Below are 21,549 nucleotides of genomic sequence, written 5' to 3'. Positions count from 1 at the left end.
GGCGTTTCCACAAAAAAGGCGCTTGGAACGCCCAGGACCGCGGTCTTTGGCCGCGGTCCTGGGAGGACGTCATGCCCCTGCCGTCGGGAGGGGTCAGGACAGAAGCGTCAGCATGACCCCCGCCGCGACGGCCGTGCCGATGACCCCGGCGACGTTGGGGCCCATGGCGTGCATCAGGAGGTAGTTGCCCGGGTTCTCGGACTGCGCGACACGCTGAACCACCCGGGCCGCCATCGGCACGGCGGACACCCCCGCCGAGCCGATCATCGGGTTGATGCGGCCATTCGTGAGCACCTTCATGATCTGGCCGAAGACCACGCCGCCGACGGTGCTGAAGATGAACGCCACGAGTCCCAGAAGGATGATGACCAGCGTACGCGGCTGGAGAAAGTACTGGGCCTCCATCGTCGCCCCGACGGCGAGCCCGAGGAAGATCGTGGTGATGTTCAGGATCTCGTTCTGGGCCGCCAGGCTTAGGCGGTCGGTCGCCCCGCACTCCCGCAGCAGGTTGCCGAACATCAGCATGCCCACCAGGGGGACGGAGGCCGGAAGGACCAGTCCCGTCACGACGGTGCAGATGATCGGGAAGAGGATCTTCTCACGCCTGCTGACGGGACGGAGCTGCCCCATGCGGATGGCCCTGTCCTTCTTCGTGGTCAGCAGCTTGATGACGGGAGGCTGGATGAGGGGCACCAGGGACATGTAGCTGTAAGCGGCAACGGCGATGGCTCCGAGGATCGCCTGCTGCCCCAGCTTCATCGTCAGATAGATGCTCGTGGGGCCGTCGGCCCCGCCGATGATCGCGATGCTGGCCGCCTGCTTGATGTTGAAGCCGATGTCCAGGCCCAATCGGGCTGCGATGGGCCCCACCCAGTTGGCGCCGATGAAGGCGATGAAGACCCCGAACTGGGCGGCGGCGCCGAGGAGGAAGGTCACGGGGTTGGCGAGGAGCGGCCCGAAGTCCGTCAGCGCCCCTATCCCCAGGAAAATGATAATGGGATAGATCTCGTGCTGAGCGCCGAAGTAGACGTAGCGCAGGAAGCCCACGGCCCCCTCGGCATCGGACATGATCCCGGAGAGGGGCAGGTTGACCAGAAGACATCCGAAAGCGATGGGCACCAGCAGCAGAGGCTCGAATCCCCTGCCGATGGCGAGGTAAAGAAGAATCAGAGCGACGATCAACATGACCACGTTGCCGGTACCCGTGGACGAGAACAACACGGAAAATCCCGAGTTGTTCACCAGGTCGCGTAACGCCGTGACATACACTTCCATGACTGCGCTGTCCCTCCTCAGATATTCCCGCCGTCGATCGGCGGAGGAAAATCCCGCTCCCGGATCACCCGCACTCTTGTCCGCCCGTGGACACTTGGAAAAGAACAGGTCCGGACGGCCGCGAATCGAACTCGGATTTTGTCGTATTTCGGACTCGAGCCCACGATTCAAGTGTTTTTCATTCTAGCATACCGGGAAAAAGAAAGGGCCTCCCGACCGGACTTACCCCTGCCTTACGGCCGTTCTGTGCTAAAATGATTTGATTTAAGTGATTCTTTTGGATATAGGCATGGCCTATCGAACTTTGCAGGGACGGGGTGTCTGATATGAACAGGAACAGGGAGCTTCCCAAGGGCTATTCGCCCGACGCGATGGAGGAGAAATGGTACGCGGCCTGGATGCAAAGGGGGCTGTTCGACGCGGAGGTCGATCCCTCGCGTCCGGCGTTCTCGATCGTCATCCCCCCTCCCAACGTCACGGGGTCCCTTCACATGGGGCATGCCTTCAACAACACGTTTCAGGATATCCTCTGCCGTGCCAGGCGGATGCAGGGCTTTAACGTCCTCTGGCTTCCGGGAACGGACCATGCGGGCATCGCCACCCAGAACGTCGTCGAGAAGAGCCTGGCCGCAAAGGGGCTGAGCCGCCACGACCTGGGACGCGATGCGTTTGTCGAAAAGGTCTGGGAGTGGAAGAAGATTTACGGCGACCGCATCATCGCCCAGATGAAGCGTCTGGGTAACTCCTGCGATTGGAGGCGGGAGCGCTTCACCTTCGACGAGGGGCTATCGCGCGCCGTGCGTTCCGTGTTCGTGCGCCTCTACAAGAAGGACTTGATCTACAGGGGCAAGTACATCATCAACTGGTGCTCGCGCTGCCACACGGCCCTCTCCGACCTGGAGGTGGAGTACGAAGAGAAGCCGGGTAACTTCTATTACGTCCGCTATCCGTTCGTCGACGGGTCGGGGGAGATCGTCGTGGCGACGACGCGTCCGGAGACGATCATCGGGGACACGGCCATAGCCGTCCATCCGAGGGCGGAGCAGTACCGCGGCCTGATCGGCAAGCGGGTGCGCGTGCCCCTGACGGACCGGGATATCCCGATCATCGAGGACAACATGGTGGACCCCGAGTTCGGGACGGGCTGCGTGAAGATCACGCCCGCGCACGACCCCAACGACTTCCTGGTGGGGCTGCGCCACGACCTGCCGCAGCTTCAGGTCATCGACTCCGAGGGCATCATGAACGAGAACGCCGGCAAGTACCGGGGAATGACGATCGAGGAGGCCCGAAAGGCCGCGGCCCGGGACCTCGAGGCGCAGGGTCTCCTGATCCGCACCGAGGCGATCTCGCACTCCGTGGGGCACTGCCAGCGGTGCAGCACGACCGTCGAGCCCTACCTGTCCGAGCAGTGGTTCGTCCGGGCCAAACCCCTGGCCGAGCGGGGCGTCCAGGCCGTGAAGGACGGACGCATCGCGTGGATTCCCGAACAGTGGGAGAAGACCTATTTCCAGTGGATGGAGAACATCCGGGACTGGTGCATCTCGCGCCAGCTCTGGTGGGGGCACCGCATCCCGGCATGGACCTGTTCCGACTGCGGACACGTCACCGTGGCCGAGACGGACCCGACGGCCTGCGAACAGTGCGGGGGGACGCACATCGTCCAGGACGAGGACGTCCTGGACACCTGGTTCAGCAGCGCGCTCTGGCCCTTCTCCACGATGGGCTGGCCGGACGATACCCCGGAGCTCAAATACTTCTACCCGACCTCGCTGATGGTCACGGGGTTCGACATCATCTTCTTCTGGGTGGCCCGGATGATCATGATGGGGCTCGAGTTCATGGACGAGGTGCCCTTCAAGGACGTCTACATCCACTCCCTGATCCGCGACGAGCACGGACAGAAGATGAGCAAGTCCAAGGGCAACGTCATCGACCCGCTGGACATGATCGACAAGTACGGAGCCGACGCGCTGCGCATGGCCCTCGCGGCCCTCTCCACCCAGGGGCGCGACATCCTGCTCTCCCCCGGAAAGATCGAGACCTACCGCCTCTTCATGAACAAGCTCTGGAACGCCGCCCGCTTCGCCCTCATGAACCTGGACGACGACCGACAGGCCATCGACCCCGCCCAGCTCCGCATTCAGGACCGGTGGATTCTGGCCCGGACCCAGGAGACGGCGGAGAGGATCACGCGCATGATCGACGAGTACGACATCGGCTCGGCCGCCCGGGCCCTGTACGATTTCGTCTGGGGCGACGTCTGCGACTGGTACCTGGAGATGTCCAAGCCCGCCCTGAAGGGAGACGAGGGCGAGGCACGGCGCCGGACGGCGCAGGGCGTCCTGGAGGAGGTCTTCCACACGACCCTTCCCCTGCTCCACCCCTTCATCCCCTTCGTGACGGAGGAGCTCTGGGGAGCCTTTGGTTACGGCTGCGACGAGTCCTCCATCATGCGCACGGCCTGGCCCAGGCCGCGCGAGGAGTTCCGGTTCGACGTGGCCGAGGCCATGCGCACGGTCCAGGAGACGGTGCGCGTCCTGCGCAACCTGAGGGCCGAGGCCCGCGTCGCCCCTCAGCAATGGATGAACCATGCGACGGTCCGGGTGGACGACGCCGAGATGAAGCGGACGCTTCAGGATGCCCTGCCGCAGGTCTCCGGCCTCTGCCGCGTCAGGGAGATCGCGATCCTGCCGATGTCCGCCCCGCGTCCCGCCGCGTCGCTCTCCTCGGTGGTCGGAGCGGCGGAGGTCAGCCTCCCCGTAGGCGACGTGCTGGACGTGGCCGCGGAGATAGCCCGGCTGGGGCAGGAGATCGCCGCCATAGAGAAGACGGTGGCCTCGAGCCGCGCCCGCCTGGACAAGCCCGACTTCGTCGCCCGGGCTCCGCAGGAGGTCGTCGAGAAGGAGCGGGCCCGCGTCGCCGAGGGAACAGCGCAGATCGCCAGGCTGAAGGAGAACCTGGAGAGCCTGAGCCGATAAAACGCGCCGTAGTTTTGCCCCACACAGGTGCGGAGGGAGCTTTCACAGCCCTCCGCTAAAAAATTCAAGGAGGTTTTTCAGGGTGATCGATATCAAAGTCTATGGCGGCTCCGTGGAGGAATGGAAGGGCGGCGCTCTGGTGCTGCTTCTTCGGGAGGAGGACTGCGGGGACACCCCTGCCGCTCTGCCCTGCGGGGATCTCGTCAAGGAGCTGGCGGCGCGCAAGGACTTCACGGGCAAAAAGGGGTCTTTGCTGCGGGTTCCTCTCTTTGGGAGGGGAATTCGGAACCTCTACCTCGCGGGGCTGGGCAAGAGCAAGGACTGCGACCCCGTCCTGGTGCGCGATATGCTGGCCTACGCCCTGCGCACGGCCGGGCGCCAGCACAACGAGACGGCGTTTGTCCCTCATGCCCACTTGAGTGGGTCCGCGGGCCTCTGCGACAGCGTCTCCACCCTTGTGGCCGAGGCCGTGGGCCTGTGCGGCTACGTCTTCGACAAGTACAAACAGAAGGAGGACGACGACAAGGGCTTCAGCCTCGGGGAGGTCTTCGTTGCGGAGCTCTCGGAGGCGGCGGCAGCGGAGGGACGGAAGTTCGCGGCCGCGCAGATCGCGACGCGCGAGCTGGCCAACGAGCCCGGCAACGTCATCAATCCGCCCGTCCTGGCGAGGCGGGCCGAGGAGCTTGCCGTGGAGGCGGGGCTGAACTGCGAGATATGGGACGAAAAGCGTCTGGAGGAGGAGCGGATGGGGGCATTGCTGGCCGTGGGGCGCGGTTCGGCGACCCCTCCCCGCCTGATCCATCTCTCCTACGTCCCCAAAAAGGCGAAAAGGAAGATCGTCTTTGTCGGGAAGGGCCTCACCTTCGACAGCGGCGGCCTGGACATCAAGCCTGCGGAGCACATGACGACCATGAAGGGCGACAAATCCGGGGGATGCAACGTCCTGGGCATCATGAAGGGCGTCGCGGCGCTGGCTCCGGCGGTCGAGGTGCACGGCATCGTGGCGGCGGCGGAGAATATGCCGTCGGGCACGGCATACCGCCCGGACGACATCGTCAGGGCCCGAAACGGGAAGACGATCGAGATCGACAACACCGACGCGGAGGGGCGTCTGGCTCTGGCCGACGCGCTCTGCCTGGCCAGCGAGATGAAGCCGGACGCGATCATCGACATGGCGACCCTCACGGGGTCCTGCGTCGTTGCATTGGGCAAATGGACCGCGGGGCTGTTCTCCCGCAACGACGCCCTCGCCGAATCCCTGTTGGCCTCGGCGCGGCGCCGCGGCGAACGCTTCTGGCGCCTGCCCGCGGAGGACGAGAAGATCGAGGAGGCGACGAAATCCCCCTTCGCGGACTTGATCAACGCCGGCGGACGCTACGGCGGGGCGACCTTCGCGACGATCTTCCTCTCGAACTTCGTCGATAAGGACATCCCCTGGGCACATCTGGACATCGCAGGGGTCGACTTCATGGAGAAGGAGTGGGGGGTCTACGGCAGGGGGGCCAGCGGATTCGGGGTCAGGACCTGCCTGGATTACCTGATAAATCTCTGATCTCAAATTCGGGGCGCTCGCAGGGATTGAAGCGAAGCCGCGGGGCTCCGCTTCTGCACGGCGGGCAGCCGCCCGTTCAAGCTCCGGGCGGACCGAGGCTCTATGGTTTGTCGGCGGCGGAGGGCTCACCCCCTCCGCCCTTTGTATGCGAGAGGAAATCCAGCAGGAGCAGCACGGCGCCCAAAAACAGCCACAGGTCCGCGAGGTTGAGGTAGAGCCCGGAGAGCGGGACCCATGGGATACGTTGCAGGGGGACGAGGAAGAAATCCGTCACGCTTCCCAGGAACAGGCGCTCGAGAGCGTTGCTCAGTCCGCCCGCCCAAAGCAGGGCCAATCCGCATCCCGCACGGCCTGTCCTCCCTCTCGAGGCCCAGGTCAGGCCCAACAGGACGGCCAGCCCCAACAGGCCGACGGCCCAGCCCAGGGTAGGGGTCAGCCCAAACGAAACGCCGGAGTTGAGGTGAAGCTCCAAGCGGAAGCCGAGGACGAGCGGGACGGTTTTCCCAGACAGGAGAAAACGCGCGGCTCCCTTGACGGCAAGGTCCGCGGACAAAGCCATGGTCATGAGACGGAGCGTTCCATATCCGCCCCCATCATGCCTCCCCCTTCGCATAGGCTGCCTCCCTCCTTCATGGCCTCATGCCTTGTTCGAGACACTATTGTATACAGGCATTCGGGCCCCGGCAACATTCAAAGCGGCGGAATCGCGTATAATGCAGGAGGAAAAGGACCGTGCGGCCCCTGCTTCATAAAAATAGGGAGGTTTCATCATGTCCGTCCCATCGCTTCTGATCGTGGATTGTCAGTACGATTTCATCGACGGTTCGCTGGCCTGCGAGGGCGCTCTCGAGGCCGTCGATTCTGCCGTCGCCTTCATCAATGCCCGGCCCGATGTGGCGACCCTCTATTCGGTGGACTGGCACAGCCCTGCAAACCGCAGTTTCCTGCCGAACGGAGGCATCTGGCCGCCGCACTGCATCGCGGGGGAACGGGGCTCCCGGCTCCACGGGAAGTTTCATACGGAGGTCCTCCGCGCGGAACAGCGGCCCGATCTCAGGACGACCTACCGTAAGGGCATGGACGACCTCGTCGAGGAGTACTCGGCCTTCGGCGCCCGGAACGACGCGGGGCGTACCGTCGGCCAGGACGTCGGGGCCGACGTGACCGTCTGCGGCATCGCCAGCGAGTATTGCGTTCGGGAAAGCGTTCTGGACCTGCTCGAGGCGGGACGGCACGTGACGGTTCTGGCCGACGCCCTGGGGTGGGTGGACCGGAAGAAACATGAGGAGAACCTGGAGGATCTGGAAAATAGGGGGGCCGTTCTGCGATGGATCGGCGCGAACCGGGTATGAGCAGGCGCGACATCCTTCTGCTTCTGGCGGTCGCCGTCGTCTGGGGCATCAACTTCGCGGTCATCAAGACCGGTCTGAGGTCGGTCCCCCCGCTTTTTCTGGTTTTCCTGAGGTATTTGTTCGTCATTTTCCCCCTGGTATTCTTTGTGAAGAGGCCCTCCGTGTCATGGCGCGCCATGGCGGCTTACGGATTGAGCATCGGGGTGGGGCAGTTTTCCCTCCTGTTTTATTCGATCAGGATCGGCATGCCTGCGGGGCTGGCCTCGGTGGTCATGCAGTCCCAGGCCATCTTCACCCTGGTCCTGTCGGCGATGTTCATGAGGGAGAGGGTCGGGGGAACCCGGATTTCCGGGATGGGACTGGCCATCGTCGGACTCGGACTGATCGGCGGTTTCTTTGGAACAGAAGCGACGGCGGTTCCTCCCGCGGCCTTTCTGACCTCTCTTCTGGCCGCGTTCTTCTGGAGCTGCGCCAACATCATCGTCAAGAGGGCGTCCGACGAGAGCGCCCGGAACGGCAAGCCCCTGAACATGATGGAGATGCTCGTCTGGTCCTCGATCTTCGTCCCTCTTCCCATGCTCTGCATCTCCCTCGTCGGCGACGGGCCGGACGCCATTCTTCAGTCGCTGACGCAGATCGACGCAACCGCCGTTTTTTCCGTCCTGTATCTCGTCATCCTGTCGACGCTCTTCGCGTATTACGTCTGGAACAGGATGATTGGGGTCTATTCCGCCGGAAGGGTAGCCCCCTTCTCGCTGCTGGTGCCCGTCACAGGGCTGCTGAGCGCGATGCTGATCCATGGAGAGCGGGTGACATCCTCGCAATGGGCCGGGATAGCGGCCGTCCTTGCGGGGCTGGCCGTCTTTCAGTTCGGGGAGCGGCTGCCGGGAGCGTCCTGCTTCGGAAAAAACAGGTGAGGAACGCTCCAGAACCGAAGGGTCTTTCTTCATTCGGCGCCGCTACGGCCCCCTTGTGCTATCCGCCGCTTCTGTGTATAATACTCCCTCGTAAAGGGCGATTAGCTCAGCGGTAGTAGCGCTTCCTTCACACGGAAGAGGTCACTGGTTCGAACCCAGTATCGCCCACCACTGACAGCAAGGGTTCAGGAGATTTCCTCCTGAACCTTTTTCTTTTCCCTTACAGCATATTTTGTAGGCTAATCCAGAGTTGTTTACAAGCCGGGTGAGGTTACAGGAGGGAAACACCCGGGAAGGAACCGCCTGAAATGAACATCCACAAACGCACAAAACTGCCCCCCAGCAACGAGAGGAGATTTATCGGAGGCATAACACATGCTGGCCGGGGATTATCACGTCTCCCGTCCGACGATCCATAAGATTCCGGCACGAGGCCAGAAACGGGATTTCTCTATTCACAACAGCTGCAATGCCCCTTTCCGCACTCCGGCTTGGGGCATGAAACGTTTTGCAAAATAGAAAAGACCAATGGCAAGGCGGAACGAGTCCTACGGACCTTGATGGAGATGTGGATAAGGAGCGTTTCGAGTCTCCGGAGCTTCGCGGAAAATCACTGGCTCGTTTCGTCAATTACTGCAACTGGGTCAAACCTCACAAATCTCCGGGTAATTTGACTCCGGGAGAAAAGCTCTGCTTATATTTTTTCAGCCAGGATTTTGTAAACAACCCTTGACTTGCTTACACATGAGCAATACGCGCATCCCAATACAAGCGACATTCTTACAAACATCTCCCCCAAAGACAGCTCATCCAAGGATGCCCAGAAAATCCGCCAGAGATTGCCCCACCTGAGGGGGATTCGCTCACCACTCATTTCAGAAAGGCCAATACCAAGGCTTCTTGTTCCTTCCACCAACACTTTTCAGATATTCCGCTACCATTGTATTTCCTCCCTCCTCCGCCATATCAAGCGGTGTCCCCCTTTCGCCCTTCTCAGATTGCTTCAAGTTATTTAAAGCGTTGACCTCAGCCCCGGCCTCAACCAGGGCTTTCGTCACCTTCAGGAAGTCGGTTCCATCCCTTCCTGTGCGCGTCAGCATCTCGCTGAACCTCTCCCATTCTCCCGAAGGCTTGCGCCTCAAAAAGGTTACTCCTGTCGCCATGTGCAAAGGGGTCATCCCCTCCGCGCGGACATTAGGATTGGCCCCGTGCTCCAGCAAAGTGGACACCACCTTCGGCAGTCCCATAGCTGAGGCACTCCAAAGGGGCGTAAGTCCTTCATTATTAATGGCATTGACGTCAGCTCCCGACTGAATCAACAGGAGCGCCACCTCCTCATCGCCCCCTAACGTCGCCTCATGCAGCGCCGTATTTCCCTCTTTATTCTTAATATTCGGGTCCGCTCCCGCGCTGAGCAGAACCTCCAGCAACCGTGGAATATCCTTCAGATCCCCCTGCCGAATTTGCCTGAGAATTTCCCTTTCACTATAAAGCAGCGCTGCAATGTGCAGCGGCGTCGTTCCCTCACGATTCCGGGCATTGGCCAGGCTTATATCCTCCAACAAGAGAAGGTTCACGATCTCCAGCGTCTTCTCCAGAGGGCGGCCCTTCGCCGGGCCGATCATGGCACAGTGCAAAGCGGTCACGTCCCCGTTAGCCCTGTGTCCGGGGTTCGCGGAGGCACGGAGCAGCAGTCGGACAATCTCGGGATCTCCCCTCCTGACGGCTATGAACAGGGGCGTCCTCCCGCCCCCACCTTCCTCTTCAAGGTCCTGTCCTTTTTGAATAGCAGCCTCGATCTCCGCAATGTCGCCGCTCTCGACCAAGGCAAAAAAGTCATCCTTGACAACAGCAGCAAGGGCCGGCGGCATCAGGCCCAACCACAGAAAAAAAGACAGCGCAAAAAACAGGCTCCTCGCATAAAATATCCTCTTCAAGCATTTCCACCTCCCGTATTTCTGTCATACGTCATTCCTCGGTTCGGAAAGAATAAAAAAAGCGCAAAGCAACCTTCCTCCCTCAATATTTCAATACATCGAGGTCGGCCGCTTCGCGCTCGTCCGCAGGAATTCGTAGTTTGTCCAAGTCTGCGCGCCACCGCGTCGCTCCCGATTGACATTCCGAGTTCCAACCTATTCTATTTTCCGAAAAAGAGATTTTATACCTTGTCCATTATATATGATTGAAGCACCAAAACACACGAATGTAAGGCACGCGAAAACGATTTCAAGGAACGACCGCTGCGGCCGTTTCCTCACCTCTCCCGAAGCGCCTCGTTCGTATAGCGGCGGATATTGATCTCCCCCCTCACGGACATCCCGGGAAGAAGGGGGACCTTTTTCCCCCCGACGACGTCATGGTCGCGCGAGGTCTCCAGCAGCGCCTGATAGATCAGGCCCCGCTTCTGGTCCGCCTTAGCTGTACACTTAGATAGAGTCGTCACGAAAAAGGCAAAGAATTAGAATATCCTCCGGACGTAGCCGGGGATAAGGAGGAAATCGTTAGGGATCAAGGGCTCAGACGACATGACATTTCGGAGAGAATTCGGACATTTCCGGAGCCTCTGCTGCCTGGTCGTCAGGGCCCCTGGGGCGATCCGTGTAATAAAAGTTGCCGTCCTGATGTTCCAGGATATTCAAGTTCTTGAAGTGAATGCCGGAAACATAAGGCATATTTTCTACGTCTACATAATGCATTGAAAGCCAGTCTTTGAAATACTCCCCACCCGGACAAGCGGCAGTCATTTCGTATGAATAGTTGACAAGCTGCAGCATCTCGAGTTGTTGGTCGCGTGTCCACGCCGTTATCCTCGTCATTTACCCTCGCCCTCCTTCAGGTCGATAAATACAAAATTGCCCTCACGGCTTCGCCTGGCCTCCATGGAGACGGCAAAAAGATTGGGCTTCAACCACATGAAACGATGGGGATCATCGAAGCCGTTCCCAGGAAACCTGCGCAAAATTCTCTTCTTCGCTCCCGTATTGACATCCAGAAAGTGCAGCCTGGCCAGCGTCATGCTATTGTCGTCCGTGCTTCCGGAGAGCATCACGACGCACCGCCCGTCAGGCGACAAAGCCAGACGCCAACCCCAGCTCTCCAGTTCCCTTGTTTTTCCGGTTTGCAGGTCCAATTCCAGCAAGACTCCCTTAGGCTCTTCTCCCCTATCTCTTTCACAAAGGAGATACGCTCTCGTTCCATCTGCGTTCAGTCTCCATTCATAATGGTAGTCGACACCCAACAAAAAATCCAAACGATACCCATCAAGTTGATATACTCGTTCCTCCCAAGTCTGCGTATCTACAGCATGAACCCATTTGAATTCCTTATAATCGCGATATGTAGGATATATAAACTGTGAAGCATCCGAGGAAAAGTATGCGCAGCCCTCGGAACGCAAAACATAGCCAACAGGGAGGTTGTCGCGTATCATTCGTGGAGTCTCTATTTTCCCCTTCTGAATGATACATTGTGAACAAAGTAAATCTGCTCGCCCAGGCTTATGTCCAAGACTTTCCTCCATGGCCTCCACAGCTTCAGCCTCATCACTGTACCAGCCTATCCGATTCCAAATCCAGGTCCGGTGCCACAGCACCAGCAGCGTCTCCTCGTCCGGGCGGAACATCACGTCGTGAAACACCTTCTCCTTGTGCTCCTCGTGCTCCGGCCAGTCGAAGCCGGGCAGACGCCTGAACCCATCCACCTCGTACACCACCAGGTCGCTGGCCCCATCCGCCCGGCCACGCCCCGCCGCAGCCAGATAACGACCGCCGGGGCTGAAACGCACCCGCTGCACCGCAAGGCAATCGTCGCTCCAAACGCACTCCCGCGTCCTCGTATCCCACACATAAAGCCTCTTCTCCGTACCCAGCGCCAGCAGATTGCCGTCCGGAGACCCCGCCATGCAGTCGATCGCTTCCTTCACTCGATAGACCTTGACCTCGGGCGCCTGTTTCAGTTGCTTCTTTAACGACATTGAAGACCGTACCGAATCCCAGGCCGGAAGGGCCGGCGCCAGGTAACAGGCGACGGCCACCGCAACCATCGCGGCGTCCCATCGGTCCGCACGTGGCCTGTCTCCAAGGCCTGCCGCAAGCATCAGGTTGCCCAGCCGGCGTGCCGACCTGAAAAGTTTGACAAACAACGCCAACAGTCCACCGACGACCCCAAAGATAAGCAGCACCGCAAGCGGCAACATGGCAACGCTGGACGGGCCGTCAAATCCGAACCCGAAAAATAATAAACCTACGACCATAGCCAACATAATGACGGCCTGCATCCCTTCAACGACCGCATAGAGCATCAGGATTCCGCCGGTGGAAGAAGGTCTTTGGCTGTAGAACCACATGAGCAACGGCAGCGCCGCGTACAGGATTTTCCCGAGGATATTCATGTCTCCCGAAGGGTCCAGAAAGAGCACGACAAGATTCCCCACACCAGAGACTACCTGAAGGAGGATCACCATAAAATAAATTATCAGCAGCGTCCCGATTTTCCGGCGGCACTTCTTTATCTCCTCCGACGTCCCCTCCAGTGTCGGTTCCAATACCCTCTCGTCCATCACTCCGCCTCCCCGAAAACCGTAGAAATAAATGCCTGTTTCAGCCTCGATTTTTAGCTCCCGATGCTCCACGGCCTTTTTGCCCGTCTCTCGGCGTTTATCTCAGCCACCGCCCTGAAGCCCAAAAGTACGCCAGCCGCAGGGAATCGGGAAAAGGGGCAAACGCGACACAACCCATTTTTGAACGAAAAAGGAAACCAAGGCAAAATTATCAGATAGCATTTACCCTGTCAACAGAGCAGATGAATTAAGTGTGTGACAGGCAAAACCCCGACGGACCTCCCGGATAGGGTCATCGAGTCGTCTCGAGTCGTACGAGGGGAGATATTGAGTACGATGAAAAGAGGAGATGTGGGAGCCATACTTGAATCCCGTGCATGAGGAATAAAAGAAAGGGGCGTATCCGGGTAGGATGCAGCACCCTCGCTTCCAGGACAGGCGAGTTGTTGTGATTTAAAACGGGCATCAGGTCGGGGTATGCTGTCCTCATAAAGGAGGTGATGCCGTTTGGACGGAATAAGACGAGCATCCTTATCCTGCACGGTTTTTTTGTGTTGTGGCGTATTCCTGTGTATCGCGTACTTTTCCGGGGTCAGGGTAAACCTTTCCGGTTCTCTCCCTCACCGGCTTTACAGGATCGCGGCCCTCCCCGAGGGGAAAGCCCTCTCCCGGGGAGAGCTCGTCATGCCGGACTACAGAAAAATCGACAATCCGGCCATCACCAGACTATGCAGCGGAAGGGACAACGCCGCCACATTCTTCCGGAACGCGTTCGCTCCCCAAGCCGAACAAGATGACGTGCCCTCCGACTAGGTGCTTCTTCAATATCCACGCACTTTCCCGGAGTTGCCGCCCCGCTTACGATGCCAGCGGCTTGAGAATCCGGACGCCTCAAAATGCTGGCCCAGGCCGGTTTTCTCAACATAACCATAAACTTAATTTTACTATTGATATATTTTATAAACTATGTTATTCTTTCCTGCAGCTTTCGGCAACACAAAGGTGGCTTGGGAAACACTGGGGCTGTCGGTTGAGAAAGGATGATAAGTAATGAAGGTTTTTAAGTTTCTTGGAGGAGCTTGGCTTTTTATCGTGCTTTTCGGAGGAATGAGCTTTGCTGCCGAACCCATCAAGATCGGCTACATTGCCACCCTGACGGGAGAGGGCGCGACCTGGGGTCAGCATGAACGGGATGGGGCTCTGCTGGCCGTCAAGGACATCAACGCGAAAGGGGGCGTACTTGGGCATCCTCTCGAGCTGGTATGCTACGATATCAAGGGAAAACCCGAGGAAGCCGTCATAGCGGTCCGAAGGCTCATGTACGAGGATAAGGTTGCGGCGGTGGGAGGCAGCAATTACAGCGGTATTCAGATTGCTGTCGCCCCTATTGCGGACAAGGCTCAGGTTCCCATCGTCTCCAGCACCGCATCGAACCTGGCCGTGACCGTGGACCCCGATACGGGAAAAGTTCGGCCCTACATGTTTCGCATCAGCTACACGGACCCCTATCAGGGGATGGTTATAGCGGATTATCTGATCAAGAAATGTGGGGCAAAAAAACTGGCTATCCTCGGTGACATTGGCGACGCTTACTCGGAGGGCCTGACGGAATACGTCAAGAAGCGGGCAGATGAACTGGGCGTCGAAAATCGGTTTTGGGCCTATCGCGGAGGGGATGTCGATTTTCGGGCTCAGTTGACCGCGGCGAAGGAGTGGGGAGCGGATGCGGTTGCCCTGACGATGCTCTACAAAGAGATGGCGCTGGTCATCAAACAGGCTGCCGAGCTCGACTGGAAACCGTATTTTATGGGGGGCAACGGTTACAGCCCCAACATGTTCGAGATAGCGGGGGAAGCAATGGAGGGAACCTATTGGGTTTATCCGGTGAGTGCCGATGACCCTCTTTTGGATCCCTTCAAGAACGATTATAAAAAAGAGTATGGACGGGATGCGACAGAGGTCATGAACGCAGTGTTCGGATACGACATCGTCTTGATGGTCGCAAACGCCATTGCAGCTGCCGGCTCGGTCGAGGGCTCCGCGGTCCGGGACGCCATCGAGAACACGAAGGATCTGCAGGTAACCCATTTCAAGTGGACGGTCGACAAGGATACTCACAATCCTATGAACAAGCCCGCCTCTATCTTCCAGGCCAAAGGGAACAAACTGGTTTTTCTGGAGAAATGGGAACCGATGGCGAATTGACAAGGCTCTGTGATCCATCGGCTGTGTACAGGGAAGCGCCGATCGAAACAAAATGTATATTTTGCCGAGGGTAAATATCCCAAACGCCTATAGGCCAAAATCTCCGGCGCTTCCCTAAAAAGTGAACATGCCCTCACGCCTCTATCCTGAGACTGAGCGGCCCCGGCACACTTTCTCCTCGAAACAGGCAAGCTATAGTCTGCTTAAGTCCACAAACGCAAATCCTTGATTTGCGTTTGTGGACTATGAGGGATCGATACGATTCGATCGATGCGGTTTCTTCCATCCACCGGCCGCCTGTTTCAAAAAACTGGAACGCGGCCATGATGCGCCGCCCTGGGCCGTCTCACCGATGCTCTCTTCGCAGCATTCACGCATAATAGAGCGATAGAACGAACCGCGACGAATCAGGACTTTGTCTTTGTACAATTTGGGGGACAGGCACGGGCCAATACGATTCTCGGTCCGGATTCGGTGGAGGTCGACAATGAGGTTTTGGACCACTGGGAGGAAAACCGAGGAAGAACCGTTTCTTTCAGATCATCGACAGTCTATCCTCAGCAGACCGTGCGGAAGCAGGCAGACTGCCTCGATGGCCGATCTGATCATCTTCGAGGAACGCCGCGAGAGGGAGGAGAAACGCCGCAGGAGAGTCCGTTTCCTTGGCGCTTTATGCGGTTCTCTTTTGTTGCCGTTTTTAAGCGGCAGCGGAATATACTTCCTGCTCGGACTCATTCTGATCCCGGCCGTCTACCTTGCATGCTCGTTTGTGGAGCGCTACGCCATCTTTTCCCCGCGGGGCGTGGATGGACTCTTCTTCGCTTTGCCCTGCCTGTTTTGGTTCGTATATCACCTTGCCGTATCCTTCGAGGGATACCAAGGCGAATTGCCGTTTCTCCTGGTGATAAAAATCATTGGATGCAGGATCGTTTTTTACATCATCATCTATATCATGGAATTATGGACACGGGTGGACTGAGTGTCAAGCACATGAAGAAATGCCCCAGGGGCGACATGAAAGGTGACCCAGCCCTCAAGTCATGCTCCTATTGCAATGGCGGACCTTAGTGAAGCAGGAGGACAGTCGAAGCGAAAGGATCGTCAACTCAAGGCGGCCCTGCCTAGTGTTTTTTGCCTGCGATTTTGAGAAGAGGCAAATTATAAATCCAAGGCGAATGAACTTTTTGCTCCAATCCGCTATACTATACCTGGCGCGTCGGGGGACCTCAGACAAGTCCGGCGGCGCCCTTGGGCCCTGCCTCTGGGCGTTCCGCTGAACCGTGCGCAAAGGCATCCTGATGCTGCGGGTTCGAATCCCGCTCCGACCGAGGGGTCGGGTAGCTCAAAGGCAGAGCGCAGGAGCGAGGTTGCGGGTTCGAATCCCGCACTGGCCGAGAGGCCGGGAAGCTCAATGGCTGAGTGCGCATCAAAAGAACTCGGAGGTTGAAACGATGAGATACGGCAGTTTGCCGGTTCGGCCGAAGTTTTCTGCCGAACGCCTCTGAAGCCGTCTCGAGGCATCCGAGACCCCGTCCGGGACCTACCGCGGCCCAGGCCTCCCCGATGGGGACCGCTCCGGCCCGGCACGTTCCGGACGGAACGGAGCCCCACGGGGACAGGGAGGCGACGCCGTATCTCATCATTTTTAGGAAGCGTCGATCAAACCAAAAGCTACGTGCCTGTAGGAATTTCAAGGAGACAAAACGATGAAGATCACGGTCGGTGAAAACGAGCGTGCGTTCCTCTTCCGAAACGGTCGCTTCGTGAGGATGCTGGGGACAGGCAAACACTGGCTGTTTCGCTTTCTTGGGGATGAAGTCCGTCGGCTCGGCGTGAACGACGAGCCCCTGAACGCCGACATCCCGCTGCAGGTCTACCTTCGGGACGAGAACTTCGTGCGGGAGGTGGAGATGGTGCGTGTCCTCTTCCGAAACGGTCGCTTCGTGAGGATGCTGGGGACAGGCAAACACTGGCTGTTTCGCTTTCTTGGGGATGAAGTCCGTCGGCTCGGCGTGAACGACGAGCCCCTGAACGCCGACATCCCGCTGCAGGTCTACCTTCGGGACGAGAACTTCGTGCGGGAGGTGGAGATGGTGCGTGTCCCGGACGGGCACGTCGCCCTGCATTTCGTGGACGAACGCTTTGCGGGCGTGCTGGAGCCGGGGGAACACGCCTATTGGAAGGTATTCCGAAGCCACGAGTTCAGGCTCGTAGCCATGGAGGACGAGGCCGCCGTTCTGCCCCTACCGGTCCAGGAGGCCATCCCGGACTCCCTGTGCACCCGGCTGGAGGTTCAGTCCCATGAAGTCGCCCTGCTGTACGTGGACGGACGTTTTGAGCGTCTGCTGGAGCCGGGGCGATACTTCTTCTGGAAGAACGGCCGCGACATCGCCTGGACATCCTGCGACCTGCGCGTCCGCCAGGTGGACGTCGCAGGACAGGAGATTCTTACCCTGGACAAGGTATCCCTTCGCATCAACTTCGTCTGCAAGTACCGGGTGCTGGACCCCGTGCGTCTGTATCGGGAACAGGAGGACCCGGAGCGCCAGCTCTACGCAGCCCTTCAGCTCGCCCTGCGCGAGGTGGTGGGGCACCTGAGGTTCGACGAGCTCCTGGAGCGCAGGCACGATCTCGGCTCCCTGGTCTTAAAGGCCCTGCCCAACGACGGGGCCGTGGAGTTCGTCTCGGCGGGGCTCCGGGATATCATCCTGCCCGGCGAGGTCCGGGAGATCATGAACACGGTGTTGGTCGCGGAGAAAAAGGCCCAGGCCAGCATCATTACCCGGCGCGAGGAGGTGGCCTCCACCCGCAGCCTGCTGAACACCGCAAAGCTCATGGAGGAGAACGCCACGCTCTTTAAGCTGAAGGAGCTGGAGTACCTGGAGCGCATCTGCGAGAAGGTGGGATCCATCTCGCTCGACAACGCTTCCGGGCTCCTGGAACAGCTGAGGACCCTGACCGCCCTCGGCGGAGCCCGGTCCGAAGGAGTGCAAAACGGCCAATAACCGCCTCTTTTACCTCACGTAAGGAAGCGCCGATCGTAAAAGCCGGGGGACATCGTCCCCCGGCCGTTATCAATCCGCATCAATCCGCTTTCTTTGCCGGTATCTTCAGGGCCCCCAGGTCCCCGACCTCCTCGAAGAGCGCATTGCAGCGCCTCAGCAGGGCCAGTCGATTGGCCCGCACCCTCTCGTCGGGGTCCATAACCATGACGTCGTCGAAGAAGGCCGACACCACGGGAGAGAGCTCGGCCAGACGCGCCGTCAGCCCCTTCCAGTCGTTCGAGTTCAGCACCTCCCGAACCCCGGGCTCCAGCCTCACGACCTCCTCATAGAGCGCCCGCTCCGCCGGTTTGGCAAGCAGCGCGGGGTCCACGGCATCGGGGGCTTCCGGGGCCTTCTGGAGGATGTTCCGGACGCGCACCGCGGAGGTCATGAGGTCCGAGAACCAGGGCTCGTCCTTCACCTCGTTCAGGGCCTCCATCAGGCGCAGGGCCTGGCAGGGCCGGCGGCCGATGACCGAGAGGGCCAGCGCGGCGAGCTCGTGCTCGTACCCCTTCTCCTTGAGCTGGACCAGCAGCCGCTGCCCAATGAAGGCAAGGATACGCTCCAGCACATCCTGCTCCACCTGGTTCAGCAGGGCGGACTCCCGAACCGCCTCCTCGAGGTCCAGGTCCAGATTCCGGCCCCACAGGATCTCGTTGATGCAGCGGGCCGCACGGCGCAGCCCATAGGGGTCCTGCGAGCCCGTCGGCTCGAGCCCCACCTTGTGACAGCTCACGACGATATGGATGCGCTCGGCCAGACCCAGGATCGCCCCCACGTCGTCGGTCGGCAGGCTGTCCGAGGCGAAGCGCGGCAGGTACTGCTCGTAGAGGGCCAGGGCCACGCGTGGGTCCTCGCCGTCATGGCGTGCGTACTCGCGCCCCATCACCCCCTGGAGCTCGGGGAACTCGTAGACCATGCGCGTGACGAGGTCGGCCTTGGAGAGCCAGGCCGCACGCTCCACCAGCTTGGCCAGGAAGTCCCGGCCCAGCCGCTCGCAGAGCAGGAGCGCCAGCTTCCGGGTCTGCTCCACCTTGTCGTACACGGAGCCCAGCTTCTCCTGGTACGTCACGTCCTTCAGACGCTCCACGTTCGTCGACAGCGGCTTCCTCCGGTCCTCCGCCCAGAAGAAGGCGGCGTCCTCGAGACGGGCCCTCAGGACCCGCTCGTTCCCCTCCCGGATCGTCCTCATGTCCGTGGCCCTGTTGTTGCTGACCCCGATGAAGACGTTCGCCAACGCGTTTACCCTGTCCCTGTTCCGAACCGCGAAGTATTTCTGGTTCTTCTTCATGGAGGTGATCAGGACCTCCTCGGGGATCTCCAGATAGCGCTCGTCGAACGTCCCGATGAAGGGCGCCGGGAACTCGACCAGGAACAGGTTCTCCTCCAGCAGCTCGGGATCCATCTCCACCTCGAGATTGCCCTCGAAGTCCTGCTTCAGGAGCGATATGGACGCCTCCAGCTTCTGGCGGCGTTTGTCCTGATCCAGAATCACGCTGTTGTCGTAGAGGCGCTCCAGAAACTCGTCCGCATTCCGGATCTCGATGGACCTCTGCCCCATGAAGCGGTGCCCGCTGGTCGTCCGGCCGCTCCTCACGTCGCCGTACTCGAAGGGGACGACCGCATCGTCGGCAAGGGCGAGAAGCCAGCGGATGGGCCGGGCAAAACGCACGCCCGGGTCGGCCCAATACATGCTCTTGGGGAACGAGAGTCCCTCGACGAGGCCGCGCAGGAGGCCGGGCAGAACATCCAGGGTGTGCCGGCTCTCCTCGCGGACCTCGGCAGCCACGTACTTCACCCCATCCACCTCGAGCTCGCCCAGCGAATCGACCTCCACGCCCTTGCTCTTCGCGAAGCCCAGGGCGGCGCGGGTGGGCTCCCCCTTCGAGTCGTAGGCCGACGCGAGGGGCGGCCCCTTGAGCAGCGACACCGACGAACTCTGGGTCTCGTCCAGCTCCCGGATGTGCAGGACCAGGCGCCGCGGCGTCGCGTAGGTCCTGACGTCCTTGAAGCCAAGCCGGTTATCCGACAGAGCGGAGACCGCCAGCCGCTCCAGGGACCTCAGGGTCTCGGGAAGGAAGCGGGAGGGAAGCTCCTCCGTTCCGATCTCCAGGATGACGTTCCTCAAAGCCATCACGCATTCCCCCCCCCGACGAGCTCGGAAACGGTTTCAGCAGCGGCAGCGGCCTTGGCGTACTGCGCCGGAGCGCCGAATTTCCCCATGAACGGGAAGCCCATCTCCTCGCGCTGCTTCCGGTAGGCCGCGGCACAGCGGCTGGCCAGCGCGCGGATCCGGCCGATGTAGCCGGTCCGCTCCGTCACGCTGACGGCCCCGCGCGCGTCCAGCAGGTTGAAGGTGTGCGAGCTCTTCAGGACGTAGTCGTAGGCGGGCAGGACAAACCCCTTGTCCAGGATGCGCCCGGCCTCGGCCTCGTACATGGCGAAGAGCTGGAAGAGCATCGCGGTGTCGGCGATCTCGAAGTTGTAGTGCGAGTTCTCGATCTCCCCCTTGAGGTCCAGGTCTCCGTAGGTCGCCGTGTCCGACCAGGCGAGGTCGTAGACGTTCTCCACCTTCTGGACGTACATGGCGATGCGCTCGGTCCCATAGGTCAGCTCCGCCGGAACGGCCTCCATGTCGATCCCGCCCAGCTGCTGAAAATAGGTGAACTGCGTGATCTCCATGCCGTCGAGCCACACCTCCCAGCCCAGCCCACAGGCCCCGATCGAGGGGTTCTCCCAGTCGTCCTCCACAAAGCGGATGTCGTGCTCCGAGGGGTCGATGCCGAGGCTCACCAGGCTCTGGATATAGAGGTCCAGGATGTTGGAGGGCGCGGGCTTGATGATGACCTGATACTGATAATAATGCTGAAGGCGGTTGGGGTTCTGCCCGTACCGCCCGTCGGTGGGCCGGCGCGAGGGCTCCGCGTAGGCCACGCGCCACGGCTCCGGGCCGAGCACCCGGAGCGCCGTGGCGGGGTTCATCGTTCCGGCCCCGACCTCGACGTCGTAGGGCTGCTGCACCACGCATCCCTGCTCCGCCCAGAAGCGCTCGAGCCTGAAGTAGATCTCCTGAAAGTTCAACTCAATCTCTCCTTAAAAAAACTCAAATATTCCGTATATCCTGAGAGAGGAGCCCCCCGACGCATCGGGAAGCCAGGGTAAAAAGCCCCCGCGCGCCGTCGAGCTCCCCAAGTTCTCCGTACCGTTCCACCCCGGGCACATCCGCCCCCGCAGCCCGCCTCAAAAGCGACAGTTCCTCCTCCGAGAACCGGGGCCTGCCGACCCCGGGCCCGCAGGCCGCACAGGCCAGCCCCTCGCCCGTCCAGAACAGCGGGGCGGCGGGACGACCGCACCGGGCGCAGCGCGTCAGGTCGGGAGCAAGCCCCCACGCCATGAGCCAGCACCACAGAAAACGCCACTCCGCCGCCTCCGGCGGAACCCGGGGGGTCCCCAGAAGGCGCATGTTCCAGTAGAGGTTGGCCAGGAGGTCGTCCGCCGGATGCTCCGCCATCAGGTGGCGCAGCAGGAGCTTCGACCAGCGGACCGCCGTGCGGAGCGCCTCCGGTCGCCTCCTGAGGGGGATCATGCCGTCGACGACGTCCACCGCGCTCAGGTAGGCCCCTGTCTCTTATACACATCTGACGCTGCCGACGACTAGTCGAGTG

General features: G+C 60.3%; 17 protein-coding genes and 1 tRNA gene. 9 read left to right on the top strand and 9 right to left on the bottom strand.

Translation table 11 applies throughout. From position 1 onward, the window contains the following. Window positions 1-93: 93 nt before the first annotated feature. Window positions 94-1,275: a sodium ion-translocating decarboxylase subunit beta gene (locus ABLA28_RS02755; protein WP_347712407.1), complete on the bottom strand. Its 1,182-nt coding sequence runs from the start codon at window positions 1,273-1,275 to the stop codon at window positions 94-96. 326 nt (window positions 1,276-1,601) lie between these two features. Here ABLA28_RS02755 and ABLA28_RS02750 point away from each other — a divergent pair, with 326 nt between their 5' ends. Beyond that, entirely contained in the window at window positions 1,602-4,256 is a 2,655-nt protein-coding gene (locus ABLA28_RS02750) for a valine--tRNA ligase (RefSeq protein WP_347712406.1), read from the top strand. 82 nt (window positions 4,257-4,338) lie between these two features. Beyond that, window positions 4,339-5,808, top strand: coding sequence for a leucyl aminopeptidase (locus tag ABLA28_RS02745; RefSeq protein ID WP_347712405.1), 1,470 nt, complete (start codon window positions 4,339-4,341; stop codon window positions 5,806-5,808). 100 nt (window positions 5,809-5,908) lie between these two features. On the opposite strand, the gene ABLA28_RS02740 is transcribed toward ABLA28_RS02745, so the two are convergent. Beyond that, window positions 5,909-6,421, bottom strand: a complete 513-nt coding sequence (locus ABLA28_RS02740; protein ID WP_347712404.1) for a signal peptidase II — start codon at window positions 6,419-6,421, stop codon at window positions 5,909-5,911. A 157-nt stretch (window positions 6,422-6,578) separates the two neighbouring features. Between ABLA28_RS02740 and ABLA28_RS02735 the strand changes: the two genes are divergently transcribed. The 3 genes from ABLA28_RS02735 (at window position 6,579) to ABLA28_RS02725 (ending at window position 8,248) form a co-directional block, all read left to right on the top strand. Then, the gene (locus ABLA28_RS02735) at window positions 6,579-7,160 is read left to right on the top strand and encodes an isochorismatase family protein (protein ID WP_299299801.1); all 582 of its coding nucleotides are present in this window, start codon (window positions 6,579-6,581) and stop codon (window positions 7,158-7,160) included. Next, a complete protein-coding gene (locus ABLA28_RS02730; RefSeq protein ID WP_347712403.1) occupies window positions 7,136-8,077 on the top strand; it encodes an EamA family transporter in 942 nt (313 codons plus the stop codon). The genes ABLA28_RS02735 and ABLA28_RS02730 overlap by 25 nt, the downstream gene beginning before the upstream one ends. A gap of 95 nt (window positions 8,078-8,172) precedes the next feature. Beyond that, window positions 8,173-8,248 (top strand) — tRNA-Val (locus ABLA28_RS02725). Window positions 8,249-8,952: 704 nt separating this feature from the next. On the opposite strand, the gene ABLA28_RS02720 is transcribed toward ABLA28_RS02725, so the two are convergent. The 4 genes from ABLA28_RS02720 to ABLA28_RS02705 form a co-directional block, all read right to left on the bottom strand. Continuing rightward, complete coding sequence (locus ABLA28_RS02720; RefSeq protein WP_347712402.1) at window positions 8,953-10,014, bottom strand: ankyrin repeat domain-containing protein; 1,062 nt, start codon at window positions 10,012-10,014, stop codon at window positions 8,953-8,955. A 317-nt stretch (window positions 10,015-10,331) separates the two neighbouring features. Then, window positions 10,332-10,520 (bottom strand): hypothetical protein, encoded by a 189-nt coding sequence (locus ABLA28_RS02715; protein ID WP_347712401.1) that lies wholly within the window; start codon window positions 10,518-10,520, stop codon window positions 10,332-10,334. Window positions 10,521-10,593: 73 nt separating this feature from the next. Then, complete coding sequence (locus ABLA28_RS02710; protein WP_347712400.1) at window positions 10,594-10,893, bottom strand: hypothetical protein; 300 nt, start codon at window positions 10,891-10,893, stop codon at window positions 10,594-10,596. Beyond that, window positions 10,890-12,635: a hypothetical protein gene (locus tag ABLA28_RS02705; RefSeq protein ID WP_347712399.1), complete on the bottom strand. Its 1,746-nt coding sequence runs from the start codon at window positions 12,633-12,635 to the stop codon at window positions 10,890-10,892. Before ABLA28_RS02705 ends, ABLA28_RS02710 begins: the two co-directional genes overlap by 4 nt. Window positions 12,636-13,142: 507 nt before the next feature. Between ABLA28_RS02705 and ABLA28_RS02700 the strand changes: the two genes are divergently transcribed. The 4 genes from ABLA28_RS02700 to ABLA28_RS02685 all read left to right on the top strand — a co-directional run bounded on the left by ABLA28_RS02700 (window position 13,143) and on the right by ABLA28_RS02685 (window position 17,845). Next, on the top strand, window positions 13,143-13,448 hold the full coding sequence (locus ABLA28_RS02700; protein ID WP_347712398.1) for a hypothetical protein: 306 nt from the start codon (window positions 13,143-13,145) through the stop codon (window positions 13,446-13,448). A gap of 237 nt (window positions 13,449-13,685) precedes the next feature. Then, entirely contained in the window at window positions 13,686-14,840 is a 1,155-nt protein-coding gene (locus ABLA28_RS02695; protein WP_347712397.1) for an ABC transporter substrate-binding protein, read from the top strand. A 592-nt stretch (window positions 14,841-15,432) separates the two neighbouring features. Next, the gene (locus tag ABLA28_RS02690; RefSeq protein WP_347712396.1) at window positions 15,433-15,819 is read left to right on the top strand and encodes a hypothetical protein; all 387 of its coding nucleotides are present in this window, start codon (window positions 15,433-15,435) and stop codon (window positions 15,817-15,819) included. Window positions 15,820-16,546: 727 nt separating this feature from the next. Continuing rightward, on the top strand, window positions 16,547-17,845 hold the full coding sequence (locus ABLA28_RS02685) for a slipin family protein (RefSeq protein WP_347712395.1): 1,299 nt from the start codon (window positions 16,547-16,549) through the stop codon (window positions 17,843-17,845). A 79-nt stretch (window positions 17,846-17,924) separates the two neighbouring features. On the opposite strand, the gene glyS is transcribed toward ABLA28_RS02685, so the two are convergent. From glyS to ABLA28_RS02670, 3 genes are read right to left on the bottom strand one after another with little or no spacing between them, the layout of a single operon-like run. Next, entirely contained in the window at window positions 17,925-20,018 is a 2,094-nt protein-coding gene (glyS, locus tag ABLA28_RS02680; protein ID WP_347712394.1) for a glycine--tRNA ligase subunit beta, read from the bottom strand. After that, the gene (gene glyQ, locus ABLA28_RS02675) at window positions 20,018-20,965 is read right to left on the bottom strand and encodes a glycine--tRNA ligase subunit alpha (RefSeq protein WP_347712393.1); all 948 of its coding nucleotides are present in this window, start codon (window positions 20,963-20,965) and stop codon (window positions 20,018-20,020) included. Before glyQ ends, glyS begins: the two co-directional genes overlap by 1 nt. A gap of 22 nt (window positions 20,966-20,987) precedes the next feature. Further along, a complete protein-coding gene (locus ABLA28_RS02670; RefSeq protein WP_347712392.1) occupies window positions 20,988-21,488 on the bottom strand; it encodes a DNA repair protein RecO C-terminal domain-containing protein in 501 nt (166 codons plus the stop codon). Window positions 21,489-21,549: the final 61 nt, after the last annotated feature.

The organism is uncultured Fretibacterium sp. (genome assembly GCF_963544685.1).
Taxonomy (GTDB): Bacteria; Synergistota; Synergistia; order Synergistales; family Aminobacteriaceae; genus CAJPSE01.
Note: the sequence above shows the minus strand (reverse complement) of the source record. Positions and strands in the feature narration are given on the sequence as shown.

Coding starts and splice junctions, on each gene's coding strand:
- ABLA28_RS02750 (WP_347712406.1), top strand. CDS start 1,602: ATGAACAGGAACAGGGAGCTTCCCAAGGGCTATTCGCCCGACGCGATG.
- ABLA28_RS02690 (WP_347712396.1), top strand. CDS start 15,433: ATGGCCGATCTGATCATCTTCGAGGAACGCCGCGAGAGGGAGGAGAAA.
- ABLA28_RS02755 (WP_347712407.1), bottom strand. CDS start 1,275: ATGGAAGTGTATGTCACGGCGTTACGCGACCTGGTGAACAACTCGGGA.
- ABLA28_RS02695 (WP_347712397.1), top strand. CDS start 13,686: ATGAAGGTTTTTAAGTTTCTTGGAGGAGCTTGGCTTTTTATCGTGCTT.
- ABLA28_RS02710 (WP_347712400.1), bottom strand. CDS start 10,893: ATGACGAGGATAACGGCGTGGACACGCGACCAACAACTCGAGATGCTG.
- ABLA28_RS02740 (WP_347712404.1), bottom strand. CDS start 6,421: ATGCGAAGGGGGAGGCATGATGGGGGCGGATATGGAACGCTCCGTCTC.
- ABLA28_RS02685 (WP_347712395.1), top strand. CDS start 16,547: ATGAAGATCACGGTCGGTGAAAACGAGCGTGCGTTCCTCTTCCGAAAC.
- ABLA28_RS02735 (WP_299299801.1), top strand. CDS start 6,579: ATGTCCGTCCCATCGCTTCTGATCGTGGATTGTCAGTACGATTTCATC.
- ABLA28_RS02730 (WP_347712403.1), top strand. CDS start 7,136: ATGGATCGGCGCGAACCGGGTATGAGCAGGCGCGACATCCTTCTGCTT.
- ABLA28_RS02705 (WP_347712399.1), bottom strand. CDS start 12,635: ATGGACGAGAGGGTATTGGAACCGACACTGGAGGGGACGTCGGAGGAG.
- glyS (WP_347712394.1), bottom strand. CDS start 20,018: ATGGCTTTGAGGAACGTCATCCTGGAGATCGGAACGGAGGAGCTTCCC.